Genomic DNA, 16,808 nt, shown 5'->3' on the forward strand with positions numbered 1-16,808 from the left:
AATAAGAGGTAGAAGTTTCTTAACGGCACCGCCGGCCCACAAGGATCGCAAGTCGGCAAACTGCGTCTCACTGTCAGCGAAGCTTGGAGGATATCCAATGAGAATGTTCAAAGATCTAGTTGGGCGATCGTCCTTTTCTGCTGCAAAGCCAATACAGATGCTGGCGGTTCTATTTATGGGATTCGCAACAGCCATCACGACGCACGCGCAAAGCACCAATCTGGTGCCCTCGGCCGGCAGTGGTTCGGAGCAGGCATTCGTGGCAACATTCACCGACCCCAACGGCGTGCAGAATGTACAGTCACTTTCTATCGCAATCGTGAACAACGCCGCTCTGGACATTCAGAGTGGGTTGCCCGCAAGTGGGTGCGTCGTAAACTTTATAGTCAGTTCAGGCATCATCCAGTTGGCACAGGACACAGGTAAATCATTCCTTACAACCACAGCTAACGCGGGAACAGACCGAACCGTGAGCAACTCTCAGTGCACCGTGTTAGGTGCTTCTTCGTCCATAACTACTTCTGTTAATACTGTGACTGCTAAGATTTTCGTGACTTTCACGGCATCATTCAGCGGTGGGAAGCAGATTTTCGTGTCGGTGGAAAATCGCAATCAGGCTGGCGGTATGAATCTTCAGACAGAGGTTGGGACTTATGATGTTACCGCGAGTGTGTCCTCCGTATTTATCTCTCCCTCCTCCGGTAGCGGCTCGGATCAGACCTTCACGACGATCTATTCGGACTCAACCTCTCACATTCAATCGGTTGGTCTGAATATCAAGAGCTCGCGCAACAATACATCAGCAGCAAACGCATGTAAGCTGCGTTATGACCCCGACACGAGTAACATTTTCCTCGTAAACGATGCCGGTACAACTTACGGTTCTCCGATCATCGCAGGGTCGGCTACTAGCCTTAGCAACAGTCAATGCACCGTATACGGTATGGGCACCTCGGCCACAACCTTTGGCACCAATGTCATAGTCTATTTTAGGGTGTCATTTTTTCCAGGGTTTATTGGCGAAAAGGTTATTACGATGGGAGGAGCCGATGAAACCGGCGCTTCTACCTTCAGCGATCTGCCGCTTGGGACTTACTTAGTCACAGCGCCATCGTCTGGCGTCCAGGAGAGTTTTGATCTAACCAGCACGGCCGTTCGCGTGGCGTCAGTCGGAATACCTGCGACCTCGACCATTACGGTAATACCGAACGAAAGCTTTAAAGGAAGAGTTCTACTGACGTGTACTGTAATTAGTCCGTCGGATGTCGTCAGCCCACCCACCTGCGGGTTTGACACCCCGCCCATCTCGGTAACGGCACCAACGACGGCCACGCTCTTTATCAACACTACTGCGACATCTACCCAAGAGTTTCACGACCCCGTTCAGCAAACCTCCTTTGTTATCGGCGGCTTGACTATGGCAGCCATCTTATTCATTCCGTTGTCGCACCGCCGAAAATGGAGAACACTGCTTAGTCTCGCAGTTGTCGCTGTCAGCGTGGGAGCCTCCACCGGCTGCGCCATCACTCACAACCAAGGCAACACCATCATCTCCAGCACAACTTACTCTCGCACGCCCCCCGGGAGCTATATCGTCGCAGTAACTGGGATAAGCGGTTCGATCACGGCAACGACAGCGGTGAGTGTCACTGTCAAGTGAGCGCCCGAGTGAAATTGACGAAGATAGGCTAGGGCTCAGGTTTGCCTGCACATACGTCCGGTTAGTTTGTGCTAGGGCCGCGATCGACAAAAATCCACTGAGTGCGACGAGCACAACTGAGTAGAAGAAGTTCTTCCCGGCTTTTGCGCTAAAAGAACTGAGGCTATTCAAAGCGAGGGGGAAGCGTCATGGAAGTACGGCTTGAAGTTACTGAGTAACACGGTGATGCAGTTCACGTACGCTCACCAAAGGCCGCGCCGATCTCCGCTATGTTCTTTGGGCGTACGAATGACGAAAGAAGAATTTGGGGAATTAACTGGAGAGGGGGTAGCCTGCCAAACGAAAGACGGGTGGATCGCCAAATTCTCTGTTGCTTGGCTTCCATATGAGGATTGGCATCCCGTTGCGGGAGCGGTCGCAAATGCACGGCTTATCGTGCCACTGGCGCGTGCGCAGGCAGGCTATGTCTTAGGTAGTGTCGTGTCTTTCGTTCTGACCAGATGAAGGAATCCTTGGCACATGTTGGGCGTGAATCATACGGCAGTCCGTCACTTGAGTCCATCCCGCAAATGTATGGTCCGCCGTCTGACTGCAAGGGAAAAGCGAGGGGGCGATAGACAGGTCTGCGCAAAATGTATTCGGCCTTTTGTTGGACATTAGAATCTCCTGGCCATGATGAGTTGCGCTGGGTGCTCTTCCTGATAAACGGGACGGTCATTGAGAACCATTTGCGGGATGAGGTTTCGAGCACCGTGGGGAACTGTTCGGTCGTCCTAGCTATCCAGTGCAGACCTTGGTGGGAACTCTAATCGTCGTCGTCGTGGTGCGGTAAAGTGGGAGCGCGATTCTGCGCTTACAAGCCGAAGTCGTCTTTTCCGCGCCTGCTCAGATGGCCATCGAGATCGTTGTGGAACGGTACTCGTCGCCGCTCGATAGCACCGCCCATGCGATGCGGGCCAGCTTGTTGGCTGCGGCCGTGATCACTACCTTGACCGAGGACCGGCGCTCAAGAGCGTTGAGCCAGGGACCGAACGGCGATCGTTCTCGCTTGACGCGGAGGACGGCGGATCGGGCACCATGCACAAGCAGCTTCCTCAGATAGCTGTTGCCGCGCTTGCTGAGGCCGAAGAGTCTGGCCTTGCCGCCGGTCGAGTGCTGTCGCGGCACAAGTCCCAGCCAAGGAGGAAAACTCCCGGCCCTTATGAAAGGCCGCTCCGTTGCCGATCGCTGCTACGATCGTGGTTGCAACCAGAGGCCCAATACCCGGGATCTGTCTGAGTCGCTGGCAGGCTGGATCGGAAGAGGCGATCTGTTCAACCTCCACGTTCATCGCAACGATCTGTCGCTCCAGATCCTTCCACTCGTTCCAGAGCAGGCTGACGAGGTTGCGCATGCGTAGGGTCAGGTTCGCATTGTTCTCGAGGATCTCTGGCACCGCCAGCTTCAGCTTCGCTGGCGTCTTTGCGAACACCATGCCACGCTCGAGCAGGAAGGCCCGTAGTTGGTTGATGACGGAGGTTCGACGGGCGACAAGGCGATCACGCACACGATGCATCGCCTGAAGGTCGAGCTGGTCGTCTGTCTTGATCGGAACGAAGCGCATGTTCTGTCGGTCCACAGCTTCAGCAATCGCTTCGGCATCGAGAAAGTCGTTCTGGTTGGACTTCACAAACGGCTTCACGAACTGAGCTGGGATCAGCTTCACATCATGGCCTTGCTCTCTCAGAGCCCGACCGAGGAAGTGAGCACCCGAACAAGCCTCCATCCCGATCAGGCAGGTCTGCAGGTTGGCGGTAAATAGGATGAGCTGCTTCTGGTTGAATTTCCTCCTCAACAGAACCTTGCCAGCTGCGTTGAGGGCTACGAGGGGAAAGGGTCGTCTTGCCAAGATCTATGCCAACCGAACGAATCTGCTGTCGATGATCCTCCTTGAACCTGCCAACAAGATCACCCACTTCAATGTGGAGATCAAGCGGCGGACCATCTCATTAACGGGGTTGTGGGAAACTACCCCGATAACCTCGTTTTTGTCTTGGGTCCATTGCCCCCGGTGACAGCAATGTTGGGTTTATCCCTTGTAAGGAATACCGATGGGATTGTTGAAGAGAGCTGTGATGTCTGTCGACCGTAACATATTTTCTTGGATTATCACGCGTGCAAATTGGTCCAAAAAATCGTCCGCGAACTCTTCGCATTTTTGCGGGAGGTGTGTACTTTAGGGTTCGTCTCCCAGTTTTCCCCTTCTCGTCTTTGGCCTGTCTTTAGGCGTGTTAGGTTTCAATTTCGGTTCCTTGAGGTTTTTCGAACGTGAGATGCTCTGTTTGTCTGCTGCGCCGTTTCTGCTCCCTTCGACACCACTCTTTTATGTTCTTCCTTTACACACCGTCCTATGCGTGCTTTTGATTGCTGCGTTTGTTCGCCGTGTGTCTCGCCCATGACTTGGACATGGCTTCTGGTCGCGATGCTTGCGATAACCGGGTGTGGTATGGAGGATCGCCGGCAATGGCGTCAGGGGCAGCGCCGATGATCACCGCGCAGCCGGCGAGCGCGAAAATCCCACTTGACAGCGCTGCGATGCTGATGGTGGCGGCGACGGGAACCGGTCCACTGAGCTACCAGTGGACGGAGAACGGGAATGCCGTTCCGGGTGCGACGTCGGCGAGCCTGACGACGGCTGCGCTGCAACTGGCGGACTCGGGCGATAAGTTCACGGTGACGGTGACCAACGCTTACGGCTCGGTCACCAGCAATGTGGCGACAGCCACGATCGGGCCGCGGTCGCCGGCGCAGCAGGATATGCGCTTCAAACATGTGCAACTCGCGCCGGCCCTGGAGGGGATCGAGGCGACCAACATTGAGGCAGTGATTCCGGGAAACATGTCTGAGGCGACTTTCCCCAGTGCGGTCGGCTCGACCCTGATGGTTGGTAACCAGGATTGCCGCACCTCCGCGAACCTGACCTCCTGCGCGTGGCACTTGCAGGAGTTTGCGGCACCCGCCGGGATACAGGGCTTTAACTCGTCATATCAGGCGGACGCGCTGACGAATCTTGATAGCGATCTAGCGGCGGTGGGTGCGAATTCCGTCTTAACGTCTCTGGACGAGCAAAATGGGCAGGGATTCGCGTATGGGGTGTTTGCGTATTCGGTGGAGACGGATCCGACGGTGTCAAACGGGTTCGCGATGCAGCGCGCGACGGTGACGGATGCTTACGCTGGCGACGACAGTGTCGGCGATGGCGGCAAAGGGAGTGGGGGTCACGGCGGCGTCAGTGAACAGCGCCGCGGGCATCGATCTGGTGGCGTATGGCTGGAGAGGTGACCAGGGTACGACGTACGACGCATAGGCGGTGTTGATTACGTACGTGACCTCGGGCCGCAGGCGCTGAGCCTGGCGCAGCAGGGCTACATCATCACAGCGGTAGGAACGGCGGACGCGAATCAGATGTTGCTGGTGGGCACGAAGGTGCATGGCGATACTCTGCCGCGCAACCTCGCCTACGCCGGTTTTCACGGGGCCGGCGGCATCTCGTCGAATGGCCAGATTGTCGTCGGACGTCTTTGGGCAACGACGCGGGGAACAACCCGAACCTGCCCGCCGTCGAGATCCTGTTGGCTCAATAGGTCAGCGCTTCTTCGGAGTGACATGAGTCACAACAAACATCAACCGTCGAGGCGCTTCGGACTGATGCGCCTGCTGCCACTTTTGCATATAGACGACAACATCGTCCCCAAAAGCGCAAAGATTGTGGGATTGGTAACACGAATTAGCCCATGCAGTCCGTTTCAATTCGATGAGCACCTTGTTCTTGTCGAAGGCCCGGCCTACGAAGCTCGGAAAGCGTGAAGTGCGGGACATCGTAGATGCCAAGATCGCTCGTGTATTCAACGGTGCCGGTAAGGAAGCCGCGGCCGAGCGTAGAGTAGGAATGAAACCGATGCCGAGTTCGCGTAGGGTAGGCATATCTTCGCTTCGACGTGGCGTTTCCAGAAAGAATACTCGGTCTGCAGCGCAGTGATTGGATCACCTCGTGGGCGCGGCGGATGGTTGTGGGGGATGCCTCTGAGGTGCTTAGCCGTGTTGCGAAATTCGCAATTCGAGGCGAAGGATCTTCGCGGGATTGGGGACCTGCGGCGCACGCGTGGGTGCGACCTATCGACGACTCTGGAACTTGTCTCTTGTTTGTCACACAGTTGTCAAATCAAGTCAAAACCCTCTTTACGTTGCTGACAAACGATGAGGGCAAAGTAGATCATTAAATCTCAAGTATGACGTTCTTCCGCTCCCGTTCACGGTTATGTCGCCCGTTACCCAGAACAGCTTTACATCTTGTGGGTCCGTAGATCGGTAGCTCGGACCTTGTAGAAAGGGGTGAAGGATGAAACCCAAACACCTGCTTCATCCAATTCAAACAGCGAAGAAGGCGAAGGCTCTCTTTACGATATGGCTCGAGATGTGGAAGTTTGCGAACCACAGCGAACTTCGTTTCAAAGGGGACCATCGCTACGATCTACAGAACGTGACCGATGGATTTGCTTCTCGCATCGATACGACAGACGATGACACGGAACTGCTTGAGCGAATCTGCGCTGCCTACAGTAAGGCGAACGAACGCCTGCAGTCTGCACCGGTGGCCTACCGGCCGACCCACCGATGGGAGCAGATACGGCAGCAGAGCCTTGGCCCGGTCGTACAGGCACTGCTCACGCGAGACATTCCGGCCTTACGGGCGATGTATCGAAATTTCTTCCGGGACGCTTGCTCCTCCGGTCTATTGGGCGCGCCGTTCGGGCTGGCGAAGGCGTACTTTGGTGGCAACATCAAAGATCTCCACCGACGCTTCTACCTAAGCCACGCCTTATATCGCTACGATTACTGGAAGGAGCAAACAGACGGCCGCTTCCCCCTTCGCGATCTCTACGGCCCTGGTGTCGGAAATCCCTTCGGTGTCCAGATTGATGGCACACACATTCACGTGGGCGCGGAGTACGCTCACTATTGCGCCCATAGAATCGATAGCATGCTCTCCGCGGGCCGAGCCACGGTCGTCGAATTCGGCGGCGGGTACGGCAACATGGCGTATTACCTGCTTCGCGACAGACCTGAACTTACCTATATCGACTTCGACGTGCCGGAGAGCATCGCACTGAGTTCGTACTACCTACTCAAAGCTTTCCCAAGCCTCGAGTTCTTGCTTTACGGCGAAGAAGAACTGACCTGCCCAGCCATCGCACGTGCTGATGTCATCCTTATGCCTGCGTTTGAGATCGCCGCGATTCCAGCTGCCAGTATCGACGTGAGCTTCAGCTCTGATGGCATCTCCGCTCTCTCGGAAGATGCCCCGAAGGCGTACCTCAAGGACATCGATCGGATAACCTGCGACAGCTTCTTCTGCATCGGTAAAAAACCAACCAGCGAATCCATCTCGGAACTCATCGCCAGAGAGCACGCATCCTTTCAGCTTGCGGAGACTCGCTCCTCCGGCTGGCACAGCCACAAGATATCTGGGGCAGGCGTAGGTGGTGAGGCTGGCCTCGCTGCTTCGACGATGTTTGAGCAACACTACCGGCGGCTACTCTCTCATGAGCCCCCCCAGGAAGTGGCTCTGGCAGGTCAGAACAGGACAGAGGTGCGAAGCCCGCCGAACTGAGGCTTCGAACCGCAATCTACAACCTATTCGCAACGAATCTGTAAGCTTGGTCAACCGCGAACGAAAGGCAGCCATCCCCTTCGTTCCATTCAGGAACCGCAATGCCTGTTACCTTAATGCCGAAACAAAAGTCCATTCTCCGCCAGCGCCGGCTGTTCAAGCCCGCGCTCTGGATCGTGATGGCAACGGCAGCTCTTTACATCATCCTGCACATTGAAGTACCCCTCCTCCGTCAATACACCGAGCGAAACTACTTCCGCACCATTCCGTTTCTCATCTTCCCCCACATCGTTGCGGGCATTCTCGCGTTACTCTGCGGGCCACTGCAGTTCTCCTACCGCCTCCGCCATCGAAGCCCAAAGTTTCATCGCGTCCTTGGGAGGGTCTATGTCATCTCCGTGCTGATAGCCGCACCGCTGGCGATCGTCCTCGCCTACAATCGCCGCATCCCCCACATGATGCCGTACTTCTTTCTGGCGAGCAGCCTGCAGGCGTCCACGTGGATCGTCACCACTGTCGCCGCGTTTCTCACTGCGCGCAATCGGCATATCCAACAGCACCGCCAATGGATGGTCCGCTCCTACGCCGTCACGTTTACCTTCATCGGCATCCGCGTTCTGGTGCAGTTTCCCTTCGCGGTCCCGCACACCGGCGCCAACTTCTCGCTGGAGATCGTCTTCGTCACCTTCATGGCGATTCTCCTCTCGGATATCGGCTTGAGCTGGCACGAACTCTTCCACCGCCGCTTATGATCCGCCCTGACTGACGTTGCGCGTTCAAGAAAGAGGCCTTTCACAGGGCGAGTGGAAAGAATTAATCAATTTCGGAGAGAGTAGGTTTAGTTCATGAAGCCGTTTCGTGAGATCAGTGCGAATCAATTGCCATCGCTTTCTCTGCCGGACGAGATGAAGGCGTGGGGTTACCTGTTGATCCGGAACGTGCTGCCTGTGGAGGATGTTACCCGGATGGTGGAAGAAATCACGCGGATCGTGTCCGCCTCAGGTTGGTTGCTGCCCGACCGAAGTCCCGCAGAACGCGTGTCCGATGTGCGTGCGGCCTGTGGTGATCCTGACCCGGCGTTCAAGCGGGTCTATGAGCAGATCTTCAACCTCCAGGCGTTCCATGCGTTTGCTCACCATCCCGCATTGCGACAGGTGATGCATCTGTTGGTGGGACAGGATCTGTTGGTACATCCCAAACCGATTGGCCGGTTGATCTTTCCCAATTGCGATCGACTGGTTATTCATGCCCATCAGGATCATCGCTCGCTCGATGGCGATGCGGAGAGCTTTACCGCGTGGATGCCGCTGCACGATTGCCCGGTAGAAGTGGGACCGCTACGAGTTATGGAAGCTTCACATGTCTACGGTCTTCAAGGTGTTGATCCGACAACCGGCATCATTGCGAAGGAGACGGCGCACGGAGGCGAGTGGGTGGGTGGCCCCATCTATGCCGGGGATGTGCTGATCTTTCATAGTTTGACGGTGCATGCGGCTACGCCGAATACCTCCACCCAGCTGCGCATCTCGATAGATTGCAGGTTTCAAGACGCTCGGCGCTCGGTAAATCCCGCGAACTTTGTCTTTCCGGGAAGCAGCAACGAGAAGTCGTGGGAGACGATCTATGCCGGATGGCCGTCGGAGGAGTTGAAGTACTTTTGGAAGAAGATGCCGCTACTGTTCGAACCATCCAGGGTAACGCTAGCGAAGTTGGCCAATACGGAGGCGGAGCCGAGGCTGCGGGCGCGGTATGCCAGAATCCTGGATCAGCTCGAAGCTCAGGGCTTGAGTTGAGATAAGTCGATTCATACTCTTGTATGCGAATATCCAAACGGCCTAGCTCCGAAAGAGCGCCAGAGTTCCTTGGACAGGCAGCATCGCGAGCATCCATTTGAGCTTGTGAAAAGATCGTCGTGCCATCACCAATATCCTATCCTGACGGAAACGTAGTTCCCCGAAAGTCGGCCATGACAACAGGATCGCCCGCGATCAAGCATCCACCCGTCTTGTCATGCTGCTTAACAAAATGGGGCTCAGGAAGGGATCCGCCTCAGTGAAATACCGCTGCGAATGAGCGCAGATTATTCTCGGCGACTGCAATTAGTAGTTCGGGTCGGATAACCGGCAATCCGGAAACTATTCCCTAGTACCCGAAAAGTCCCCTAATTTAGGGCTTCTCAAGTATTCTTCGCTCCCGTTCGACTGCCTCGCGGATTGCTCTTGTAATCAAGTCGGGCTCATCGATAGGAACCATATGCGAGCTGTGCCAGGCTATGATCTGTTTACTCGTTCGTGACAATGCCAAGAGTTTCCTTTGGAGTGCTCTGTAGTCTTGGCTTTCGTTGGAGGTGTTAATAACCCATAGGGGCATATCTCCTAGAGGGTATCGGCGTTCACCTGTCACCTCACTTATAAGAGCGAAGCAATCAGCCGCCATCTCCGGACCAGGCCGAACCGGGTGCTGAGAGAGAGCCCACATGTGAAGCTCCTGATCACGTGCCGGCAATCGGCTGAAGTTTGAATCATCTTCAAAGCCCATAACAATAGGCGCCTCGGAAAGAAGTACCGGCGGACTATAGCGGTGCGATGAACCCTGAGAAGGTGAAACATGAGGCGGAGCGCTTTTGCCGAGATCGGGGAGAAATGCGTGGTCCACGATAATCATCCCGGCAATATTGTCAGGGTAACGGGCGGCGTAGATTCGCTCCCAAAGGGCGCCTACGGAAAATCCGACGAGGACATAAGGACCGTGGATAGGCATTTTTGTAAGAAGCCTATGGATCTCGTCGACTCTGTCCGTGCATGTAGGGGTCGTTTTTTCTATAGGCGTTTGATTGGAGTTCTGAGACGGCGGAATCAATGTCGGGGTCTGGAAAGGGTCGCTCCATGCGTTCCCTGATGGATCGAAGGTGCAGACCCGCGTCCACTTCGCGACTTCAGGTTGAACCAGTCCCCAATCGAAGGAGAAAGCTGCGCCCACAATCATCACCGTTGGGCTCCCTTCGCCGATGCAGTACAAATGCACCCTATAGCCTCCTACGTCAATTAGAGTGCCTGGGACCGGTGGCTTCGATTGATTCGTAATTTGAGTTGTGGCCGTTGAACCGGTGGCCAAGAGAAGAGCTACGCAGGTGCCTATAAGAAGCGAATTAGAACTGAGGCGCGAGCAAGCTGCCTTTAAAAGCGATCCTCGTAGACCTCTCATGACGTCAACTATCCTCCAGCGCACTCGGTAAGAACACCCATTCGATCATTTTCCTAGGGCTTCTCTATATGCATAACGCGGTTTTCGATCGCGCCAAGCAGTAACCTTTCCGAACCCTGTGTGGAAAGAGCAGCATTAGAGCGGACGACGCCGTCTCGAACTACGATCCCAGCCGGAAACGAGTCGGCGTGAAAAACGTTCAATTCTGATTCAGGTATCACCAGAACGGCCACAGTCGGCGGAAGCGTCCTTTGCCACTCACGCAAAGCGTCAAGTATCTGGTCTGAAGGTTATATCCTCCCGTCCCGTGTTGGCACTCCAAGAGGTGATTGCATAGATCCGGTTTTGCGCTGAATATTTCGCCAGATCCCGCACAACACTGGGGGCACTTGGAGACCAAAGGGTGAAAGGCATCAGGATCACAGTGCTGTTTGCCAGTCGAACGGTACGAGGAACCAGCCTATTTTTGTTGATTACGTATCCATGTAGTGACTTCAATGGCACCTTTGATCCGACCATCATTTGCCGAGCCAGAGCAGCCTGCATTGGCGAGAGATCCGCAGTGCCCGTCCAGTTCTTTTGCTGTGCAACGTCGATTAGCGCTTGCAAGCCAGGCGGGTTAGCGCTTACCCCCGACCCCTTTGGAAGGGCGGCACACCGCACCGCGTCCGAGAACAAAACACTTGAGGAGGCCCCTACGTCTTTGCCCTCAACCGCTTTTCCGCTGACAAGGAGTGGAAGCGTAATGGCACTTTGCGTCTCACACAGATGCAAAGCCAGTTTGTCGAATGTAGCATCTACGCCCTCAGCAGCATCGATGACCTGACTGGTGGCAAAGTGAATCTGCGCATCGTATGGATAATCAGTCAAAAGCGACTTAATTTCTGCCGCTGCAGAAGCCGGTTGGTTTAGACCGAGATGCGCGCGAACAAGCAGGAGCAGAGCCTGTTTTTTATTTGATGCATCGGGAAGCACCAGATATTTCGTTAGCGAAGCACGCGCCGGTTCGAACTGTTGCCCGAAAAGACACAACTCGCCCAAGGAAAGCACCTCTTTGGCGTTAGTTTCGAGGGCGGACACATCGGCCGAAAGTGCGAGGCAGTCACGAGACGCCATACCAATACCAACACCAAGTGCAAACTTATCCGCCTCGGTCAGATCATTTTGCTGCGCTCTGGCTTCATTGAGGGGCAACAGAGCAGCTTTATATGCTTCCGAAGGGGATAGATTTTTTTCTCCTCTTGTGCTTGAGCCGGAACGGCCGCCACTAGTACAGACAGCAGAAATGGGATCACGAAGAATCTCATGTTGCTAATCTTAGCCCGCTCACGAATCCGAATGACGACCCCCGGTTGTTGGGTCGGACATACGTCGGAAAATATAAAGAGCCGGTGATCACGTCTCACCTTGTAGCTCTGAGATCACAGCTGACGATCCGGAAGGGAAGCCCGCGAACTGCCTACAAAGTCACCTTTGCGACAAGTTTGGTTGAAGTTTGCCGCAAATCCCGTTTTGCGAGCACTCCGACAAGTGAAAGAACAAATCGTCATCGTTAGGATTGTCGTCGTGTCGGAATTTAGATCTAAAGGGTGAACCTATATGAAGCGTTGGCTAAGGGTTTCGCTAGTCTTTCAGTTCATTCTCGCAGCCTATTTTCAGCTCATTCTCTGGTTTCGGCTAGGGGCTTGGAACGATCAGCCAGGAAAAAGCTTCAGTGAGCTGACTCGAGAAGGGCAGGCGGCGCCAGCATTTGGCTTCGCAACTCTTATGGTGCTTCCTCTGTTGCTTTTCAGCTTGGCATTTTGGAAGCGATTGACCTGGCTTATGTGGTTAGGAGCAGGCGGGTACGGCGTATGGGCTTTGCTTCAAATTCAGAGCTGGTGGATACCTATGGCGCTGATCAACGTGCACTCAGTAACGCAAAAGCACTTGAAAGAACCTTCAAGATTTTCCCGTATCGCCGGGACATCCCGCGCCGGACGCAATGCATTTTGTATTGGATTTGCTCTTGTTTGCAGTCTTCGGAACTCTTGCAATTGGTCTATTCCAGAAACCCCGAGAAACAGTTATGACCTCTAAACAGACGAGTGCTTTGACAGATCGGCCAGGCGGCTACAAAGGACGATGCCTGAAAAGTCGAGTTGGTCAAAACCTCAGACTTTTCGGCCTCCAGTTGCTCAATCAAGAGCCTGATGCACGTCTTGAAAACGAAACCGCGGATTCTGCGAGCGTCAGAGGCCCAAAGATTGCAGATCTTCTGTGGGAGCGTTACACCCCCGTCGGCGGATACGGGTGGTCGCATTTTAGGGCAAATTGGCAACCTTTCATATTCACATTGATGAATCTGGAAACTTTGTTTTCAGCCCGCGGGGTTCTCGCTTTTACATCTTCACAACTGCTTGGACCTACAATCCCGGTCCTCTTGCAGCATCCTTATCGAACATGTGATTTCAGCTAATCAAGAACGGACACTTTGGGCCCGGTGTCATTGACGATCTATGTGGTTTCCACGCTTCTAACGATCCCAAACCGCGACGCGATGCCTTCATTCAAAAAATCATCCAGCACAGGGACTGGAATTTTGTCTCGCTAGTCATCGAGAAGAATCACTTGAACCCGGTTCTGTATGACCCCAACGATTTTTATCCACGGTTTCTAAAGATGGTGCTACGCTTCGCCCTCAAGGGACGCGTGCGACCATTAACTCAACAAGTTGATCTATACAGATACGCTGCCTATGGCTAAGAAGGAGTCCTTAGCTGTAAACGTGACGATAAAATCTGAGTGCCAAAAGCATTTAAACGGTGTTCCGTTTCGCGTTATGCACCACACCGGAGATAGCAACTACTGGATACAAGTCGCTGACTATTGCTCATGGGCGATCAATCGAAAATGGGATTGGGGAGAAACCGAAGCGTACGATCTGCTTCGCACTCGGCTTGCCGTTCCCGAATTAGCATTGACCGATAAAGGAGATGGAACCGAGTACTACTAAGCTGGTTAGCCACGGATACTGAGTGGAAGACTTACTCCGGCCAAGATATGCTTCACTTTCGAAGTTTCGGCCAACTTATGCTTCATTTTCTTAGGATCAGCCCAACCGTGCAGTTTGAAAACAAATAACTTACGGTGGCCATGTTATGCGTCAATCGGCCAGATCATGGTTCAAAGGACAGGTTTTGAGACTTCAAAGATGCTAGATCGATCAAATACAAACCCTCCAATTGAGGACCTAGATTCAATAGAAAACTTCGAAGTACATCACAGCCGCTAGTGAGAAGGCCTCCTTTGCTGGAGGCCTTTGTTGCTGACATGACATAAGGCACATTCATGGACCCGACGCCCTCAACGTCAGGTTTACATCGGACAGTGGATAAGGAATGGTGTGATACTCGCTGGCACTCCTCAGAGTCGGGCCTGATTGTGAATACTTTCTCCGAGAGGCTCTATAAATGGCGTGCCAAGACATCACTAAAGATTCTAAAGAAGTGATGGATCGTCAGCTGCGCGTATAGAGCAAACGTTCTTTACTCCAAAACCGCTGAATTTTGCTTAGAAGGCAGGAAAACATGGTATGCAAAATTTTGGACAATGCATTCCTTGACGCGTCGGAAAGAAAGATATCTTCACTGAGCACCTCTTTAGTTATTTATACGGTTGAGCGCTTATGGCCGCCGCCAGTAGGAAAAAATGATTCTCTTATAGGTGTAACCGCAAACGGCAACGGAGAATTGCAATATAAACCACCTTCGACTGCCCCAATTGGGGGCCCATTCCATCCTCCGACACCCGCGTCTTTCAGTGGAGTCGTTCCATGCAGCTTTACGCTGACCGCCGAAGACGGTTCAACATCGTTCAAAAAGGAAAATGTAACAGTACAGATCGTAGCTCCGTTAATTGCAGCTCCGTTGGGCTCTTATACAATCTCATTCGTTTCCGTAGAGCATATCTTGAAGCCACCATATAGGGATCTTTTGTACGGAAATTTCACACCAACAAGATGTCCTGATCAGCCTCAACTCGGCTCGCCACGCCCAAATTTGATTAGTGGGTTGCTCAATGACAGTCCACTTTCTCCTGTAACAATGTACGTAGATCTTCCATGAAAACACTTGAATGGACCGGACTGTAGACACCCTCTGCGGAGTCAGGCCTTCGACTATACATAAGTGTGCCAACCAGTCTTGCAGGCAATGGAACTACGTCCGCGGCCTAATTTGTTTCACGTCGAGCACATGAAGGAGATTTTCTAATAGCGTTGACTAGTGTCGTTTATTGCAGGAGGTCAACGCGGCCCGTCACGCCGCGCGAAAGGCTAGCAAATAGAGAGTAAAGACGTCGCGAATATTCTTGACTTATTACATCTATTCGGCGTAGGGGTAATCATATTCCGCCAAAACGGTGTAGGAGGAGATCATGCCTTGGACGAAAGAAGAATGTGAATTGGCTAGTGAATCGTTAAAGCAATCGGAAATCAGTTTTCAAAACGCAGAGAAGATGAAGAACAGCCCGACGAAGAATGAGCTTTTAGAATATTTTGCGACTGGAATCAAGCGTCTGCAGGCGTTAATTGAAAAAAATTGCCCCCCGAAGTAAGGCTTCACCCGCTTGGCGATCTCGGTCGGTGTCTTCACTGTTTAGGACGACCAATTGTTTTTGAAATCAGTGTGGAGAGTCAGTCCTCCATCGACATACAGCGTCTGCCCTGTGATGTAGGACGCGTCATCGCTGGCCAGAAAAGCGAATACGCCGGCGATCTCCTCTGCCGTCGCGGAGCGGCCGAGAGGGATGTGGCCCTCCACTCTCTTCCGAATTACCGGATCATCTTTCCACGAAGCGTTGAGGGGAGTGATCGTCGCTCCGGGCGCGACCGCATTGACCCGGATGCCACGATCCGAATACTCAAGTGCCAATGTGCGCGTGAGATTGCCGAGACCGCCTTTGCTGACGGAGTAAGCCAGGAACTCCGGCTTGGGATTCGTCTCGTGATTCGAGGAGGTATTGAGAATGATTCCGGACCCCTGATCGAGAAACAGCTTCAGTGCCTCACGGCTGCAAAGAAATGCGCCTCGAAGGTTTACCGCAAGCACCTTATCGAAGTCGTTTGCAGTGAATAAGTGGGAGGGGTTCTGCCGGTTGATTCCAGCGTTGTAGATCAGGATGTCGCACCCACCAAGAACATCTTTCACGTGTTCGAAGGCCGCGATGACCTGCTTCTCATCTGTAACATCGACGCGCTTTCCAAAGGCGAGCCCGGGAAATCGATCTTCCAAGGAATCCACTGTCTCGTTGATGACTGACTCGTTCACTACGTCCGTCAGAAGCACGCTGGCACCCTCTTCCAAGAAGCGCTCAGCGATAGCTCTTCCGATTCCCTGTGTGGCACCTGTGACGAAGACGCGCTTTTTGCTGATACCCTTCATGATCATCTCCTTGCTGGTTGAGCTGGACGCGAATCGCCCGATTTAGGAACAGATTCGATGTTTTAATGCGTTGCAGGAGCAGCCTTGTGAAGCCGCAATCCTTTCTCTGAAAGGGCAGTCGTCGCTGATGGTGGCGCATCGGCTTCCACCACCACGTCTGAAATCGAATCGATTTCAGACACCTTGTGTGCGGCAACGGAGTCGAGCTTTTCATTTAGGACCGCCACGGCCACCGAACCCGCTGTCGCAATCAACGCGCTCTTCATTTCGGCATCCTCAGCATCGAACGCTCCTAGCCCTTCGTTCGCATGGATGGAGCACAGGCCGAGGACGAGCAGGTCTGGGCGCATCCCCGCAACCTCACGCATGGCCCGGCCCCCGAGGGCCGCTCCAACCTCCCGATTGACGCTGCCGCCAATCAACAGTAGTTTGATCGCGGTCTTTCCCATGACGCAGGCAGCAATCGCGGGATCATGAGTGGCAACGGTGAGGGGGAGATCGTGGGACAACATACGCGCAAACGCCAGATTCGTCGAGCCTGCATCGATGTAAACGAACTGCTTCGGTCGAAGCAGCGTCCCTAGTGTTCTTCCTAATGCCTCTTTACGATTATTCGATTCGCCCACGCGCACAGCGATCGGCGTTGACGCCGTCGAAGTCACCACCGCACCCCCGTAGACGCGCTGGCAGAGGCCGCGCGCGGCAAGCTCTCGCAGGTCACGACGGATGGTGTCTTCGGAGGTCGAAAACTCCTCTGCCAAAACGGTGGAGTTTACCTGACCATCTCGGCTGAGGCGATCCAGAATCCGCCTCTCCCGATCCGCTGGGAGAGAGGAATTTTTTCCGACTCGGCTATAATCGCGCATAATCA

At 53.8% G+C, this 16,808-nt stretch carries 12 protein-coding genes and 1 pseudogene; 8 read left to right on the forward strand and 5 right to left on the reverse strand.

The annotated features are described in order from the left end of the window. The first annotated feature begins 103 nt into the window (after nucleotides 1–103). Nucleotides 104–1,660, forward strand: coding sequence for a hypothetical protein (locus HDF14_RS04125; protein WP_183973843.1), 1,557 nt, complete (start codon nucleotides 104–106; stop codon nucleotides 1,658–1,660). A gap of 885 nt (nucleotides 1,661–2,545) precedes the next feature. On the opposite strand, the pseudogene HDF14_RS26340 reads toward HDF14_RS04125, so the two are convergent. After that, nucleotides 2,546–3,615, reverse strand: a pseudogene (locus HDF14_RS26340) (IS110 family transposase). Nucleotides 3,616–4,162: 547 nt separating this feature from the next. On the opposite strand from HDF14_RS26340, the gene HDF14_RS04135 reads away from it, so the two are divergent. The 4 genes from HDF14_RS04135 (at nucleotide 4,163) to HDF14_RS04150 (ending at nucleotide 9,103) form a co-directional block, all read left to right on the forward strand. Next, complete coding sequence (locus HDF14_RS04135) at nucleotides 4,163–4,981, forward strand: immunoglobulin domain-containing protein (RefSeq protein ID WP_183973845.1); 819 nt, start codon at nucleotides 4,163–4,165, stop codon at nucleotides 4,979–4,981. Nucleotides 4,982–6,038: 1,057 nt separating this feature from the next. Then, nucleotides 6,039–7,310: a putative sugar O-methyltransferase gene (locus HDF14_RS04140; RefSeq protein WP_183973847.1), complete on the forward strand. Its 1,272-nt coding sequence runs from the start codon at nucleotides 6,039–6,041 to the stop codon at nucleotides 7,308–7,310. A 101-nt stretch (nucleotides 7,311–7,411) separates the two neighbouring features. Beyond that, on the forward strand, nucleotides 7,412–8,062 hold the full coding sequence (locus HDF14_RS04145) for a DUF2306 domain-containing protein (protein ID WP_183973849.1): 651 nt from the start codon (nucleotides 7,412–7,414) through the stop codon (nucleotides 8,060–8,062). Nucleotides 8,063–8,155: 93 nt separating this feature from the next. Next, nucleotides 8,156–9,103 (forward strand): phytanoyl-CoA dioxygenase family protein, encoded by a 948-nt coding sequence (locus HDF14_RS04150; RefSeq protein WP_183973851.1) that lies wholly within the window; start codon nucleotides 8,156–8,158, stop codon nucleotides 9,101–9,103. Nucleotides 9,104–9,476: 373 nt separating this feature from the next. Here the strand turns inward: HDF14_RS04150 and HDF14_RS27375 are convergent, their stop codons facing one another. Both HDF14_RS27375 and HDF14_RS04160 read right to left on the reverse strand, forming a co-directional pair. After that, the gene (locus HDF14_RS27375) at nucleotides 9,477–10,514 is read right to left on the reverse strand and encodes an alpha/beta fold hydrolase (protein ID WP_406707184.1); all 1,038 of its coding nucleotides are present in this window, start codon (nucleotides 10,512–10,514) and stop codon (nucleotides 9,477–9,479) included. Nucleotides 10,515–10,784: 270 nt separating this feature from the next. Continuing rightward, nucleotides 10,785–11,708 carry a hypothetical protein gene (locus tag HDF14_RS04160; protein ID WP_183973855.1) on the reverse strand — a complete coding sequence of 308 codons (924 nt, stop codon included), beginning with the start codon at nucleotides 11,706–11,708 and terminating at the stop codon, nucleotides 10,785–10,787. A 405-nt stretch (nucleotides 11,709–12,113) separates the two neighbouring features. On the opposite strand from HDF14_RS04160, the gene HDF14_RS04165 reads away from it, so the two are divergent. The 3 genes from HDF14_RS04165 (at nucleotide 12,114) to HDF14_RS04175 (ending at nucleotide 15,110) form a co-directional block, all read left to right on the forward strand. Next, nucleotides 12,114–12,593 (forward strand): hypothetical protein, encoded by a 480-nt coding sequence (locus HDF14_RS04165; RefSeq protein WP_183973857.1) that lies wholly within the window; start codon nucleotides 12,114–12,116, stop codon nucleotides 12,591–12,593. Nucleotides 12,594–13,251: 658 nt separating this feature from the next. After that, nucleotides 13,252–13,509: a DUF3800 domain-containing protein gene (locus HDF14_RS04170; RefSeq protein ID WP_183973859.1), complete on the forward strand. Its 258-nt coding sequence runs from the start codon at nucleotides 13,252–13,254 to the stop codon at nucleotides 13,507–13,509. 1,421 nt (nucleotides 13,510–14,930) lie between these two features. Continuing rightward, on the forward strand, nucleotides 14,931–15,110 hold the full coding sequence (locus HDF14_RS04175; protein ID WP_183973861.1) for a hypothetical protein: 180 nt from the start codon (nucleotides 14,931–14,933) through the stop codon (nucleotides 15,108–15,110). 41 nt (nucleotides 15,111–15,151) lie between these two features. Here the strand turns inward: HDF14_RS04175 and HDF14_RS04180 are convergent, their stop codons facing one another. After that, complete coding sequence (locus HDF14_RS04180) at nucleotides 15,152–15,937, reverse strand: SDR family NAD(P)-dependent oxidoreductase (RefSeq protein ID WP_183973863.1); 786 nt, start codon at nucleotides 15,935–15,937, stop codon at nucleotides 15,152–15,154. Nucleotides 15,938–15,999: 62 nt separating this feature from the next. Then, the gene (locus tag HDF14_RS04185) at nucleotides 16,000–16,803 is read right to left on the reverse strand and encodes a DeoR/GlpR family DNA-binding transcription regulator (protein ID WP_183973865.1); all 804 of its coding nucleotides are present in this window, start codon (nucleotides 16,801–16,803) and stop codon (nucleotides 16,000–16,002) included. Nucleotides 16,804–16,808: the final 5 nt, after the last annotated feature.

Origin of the sequence: Tunturiibacter gelidiferens (assembly GCF_014201335.1) — a bacterium.
Classification (GTDB): Bacteria; Acidobacteriota; Terriglobia; order Terriglobales; family Acidobacteriaceae; genus Edaphobacter; species Edaphobacter lichenicola_E.

Bases quoted from the DNA above. Each gene is read 5' to 3' on its own strand.
- HDF14_RS04125 (WP_183973843.1), top strand. From the start codon at position 104: ATGTTCAAAGATCTAGTTGGGCGATCGTCCTTTTCTGCTGCAAAGCCA.
- HDF14_RS04135 (WP_183973845.1), top strand. From the start codon at position 4,163: ATGGCGTCAGGGGCAGCGCCGATGATCACCGCGCAGCCGGCGAGCGCG.
- HDF14_RS04140 (WP_183973847.1), top strand. From the start codon at position 6,039: ATGAAACCCAAACACCTGCTTCATCCAATTCAAACAGCGAAGAAGGCG.
- HDF14_RS04145 (WP_183973849.1), top strand. From the start codon at position 7,412: ATGCCTGTTACCTTAATGCCGAAACAAAAGTCCATTCTCCGCCAGCGC.
- HDF14_RS04150 (WP_183973851.1), top strand. From the start codon at position 8,156: ATGAAGCCGTTTCGTGAGATCAGTGCGAATCAATTGCCATCGCTTTCT.
- HDF14_RS27375 (WP_406707184.1), bottom strand. From the start codon at position 10,514: ATGAGAGGTCTACGAGGATCGCTTTTAAAGGCAGCTTGCTCGCGCCTC.
- HDF14_RS04165 (WP_183973857.1), top strand. From the start codon at position 12,114: ATGAAGCGTTGGCTAAGGGTTTCGCTAGTCTTTCAGTTCATTCTCGCA.
- HDF14_RS04170 (WP_183973859.1), top strand. From the start codon at position 13,252: ATGGCTAAGAAGGAGTCCTTAGCTGTAAACGTGACGATAAAATCTGAG.
- HDF14_RS04175 (WP_183973861.1), top strand. From the start codon at position 14,931: ATGCCTTGGACGAAAGAAGAATGTGAATTGGCTAGTGAATCGTTAAAG.
- HDF14_RS04180 (WP_183973863.1), bottom strand. From the start codon at position 15,937: ATGAAGGGTATCAGCAAAAAGCGCGTCTTCGTCACAGGTGCCACACAG.
- HDF14_RS04185 (WP_183973865.1), bottom strand. From the start codon at position 16,803: ATGCGCGATTATAGCCGAGTCGGAAAAAATTCCTCTCTCCCAGCGGAT.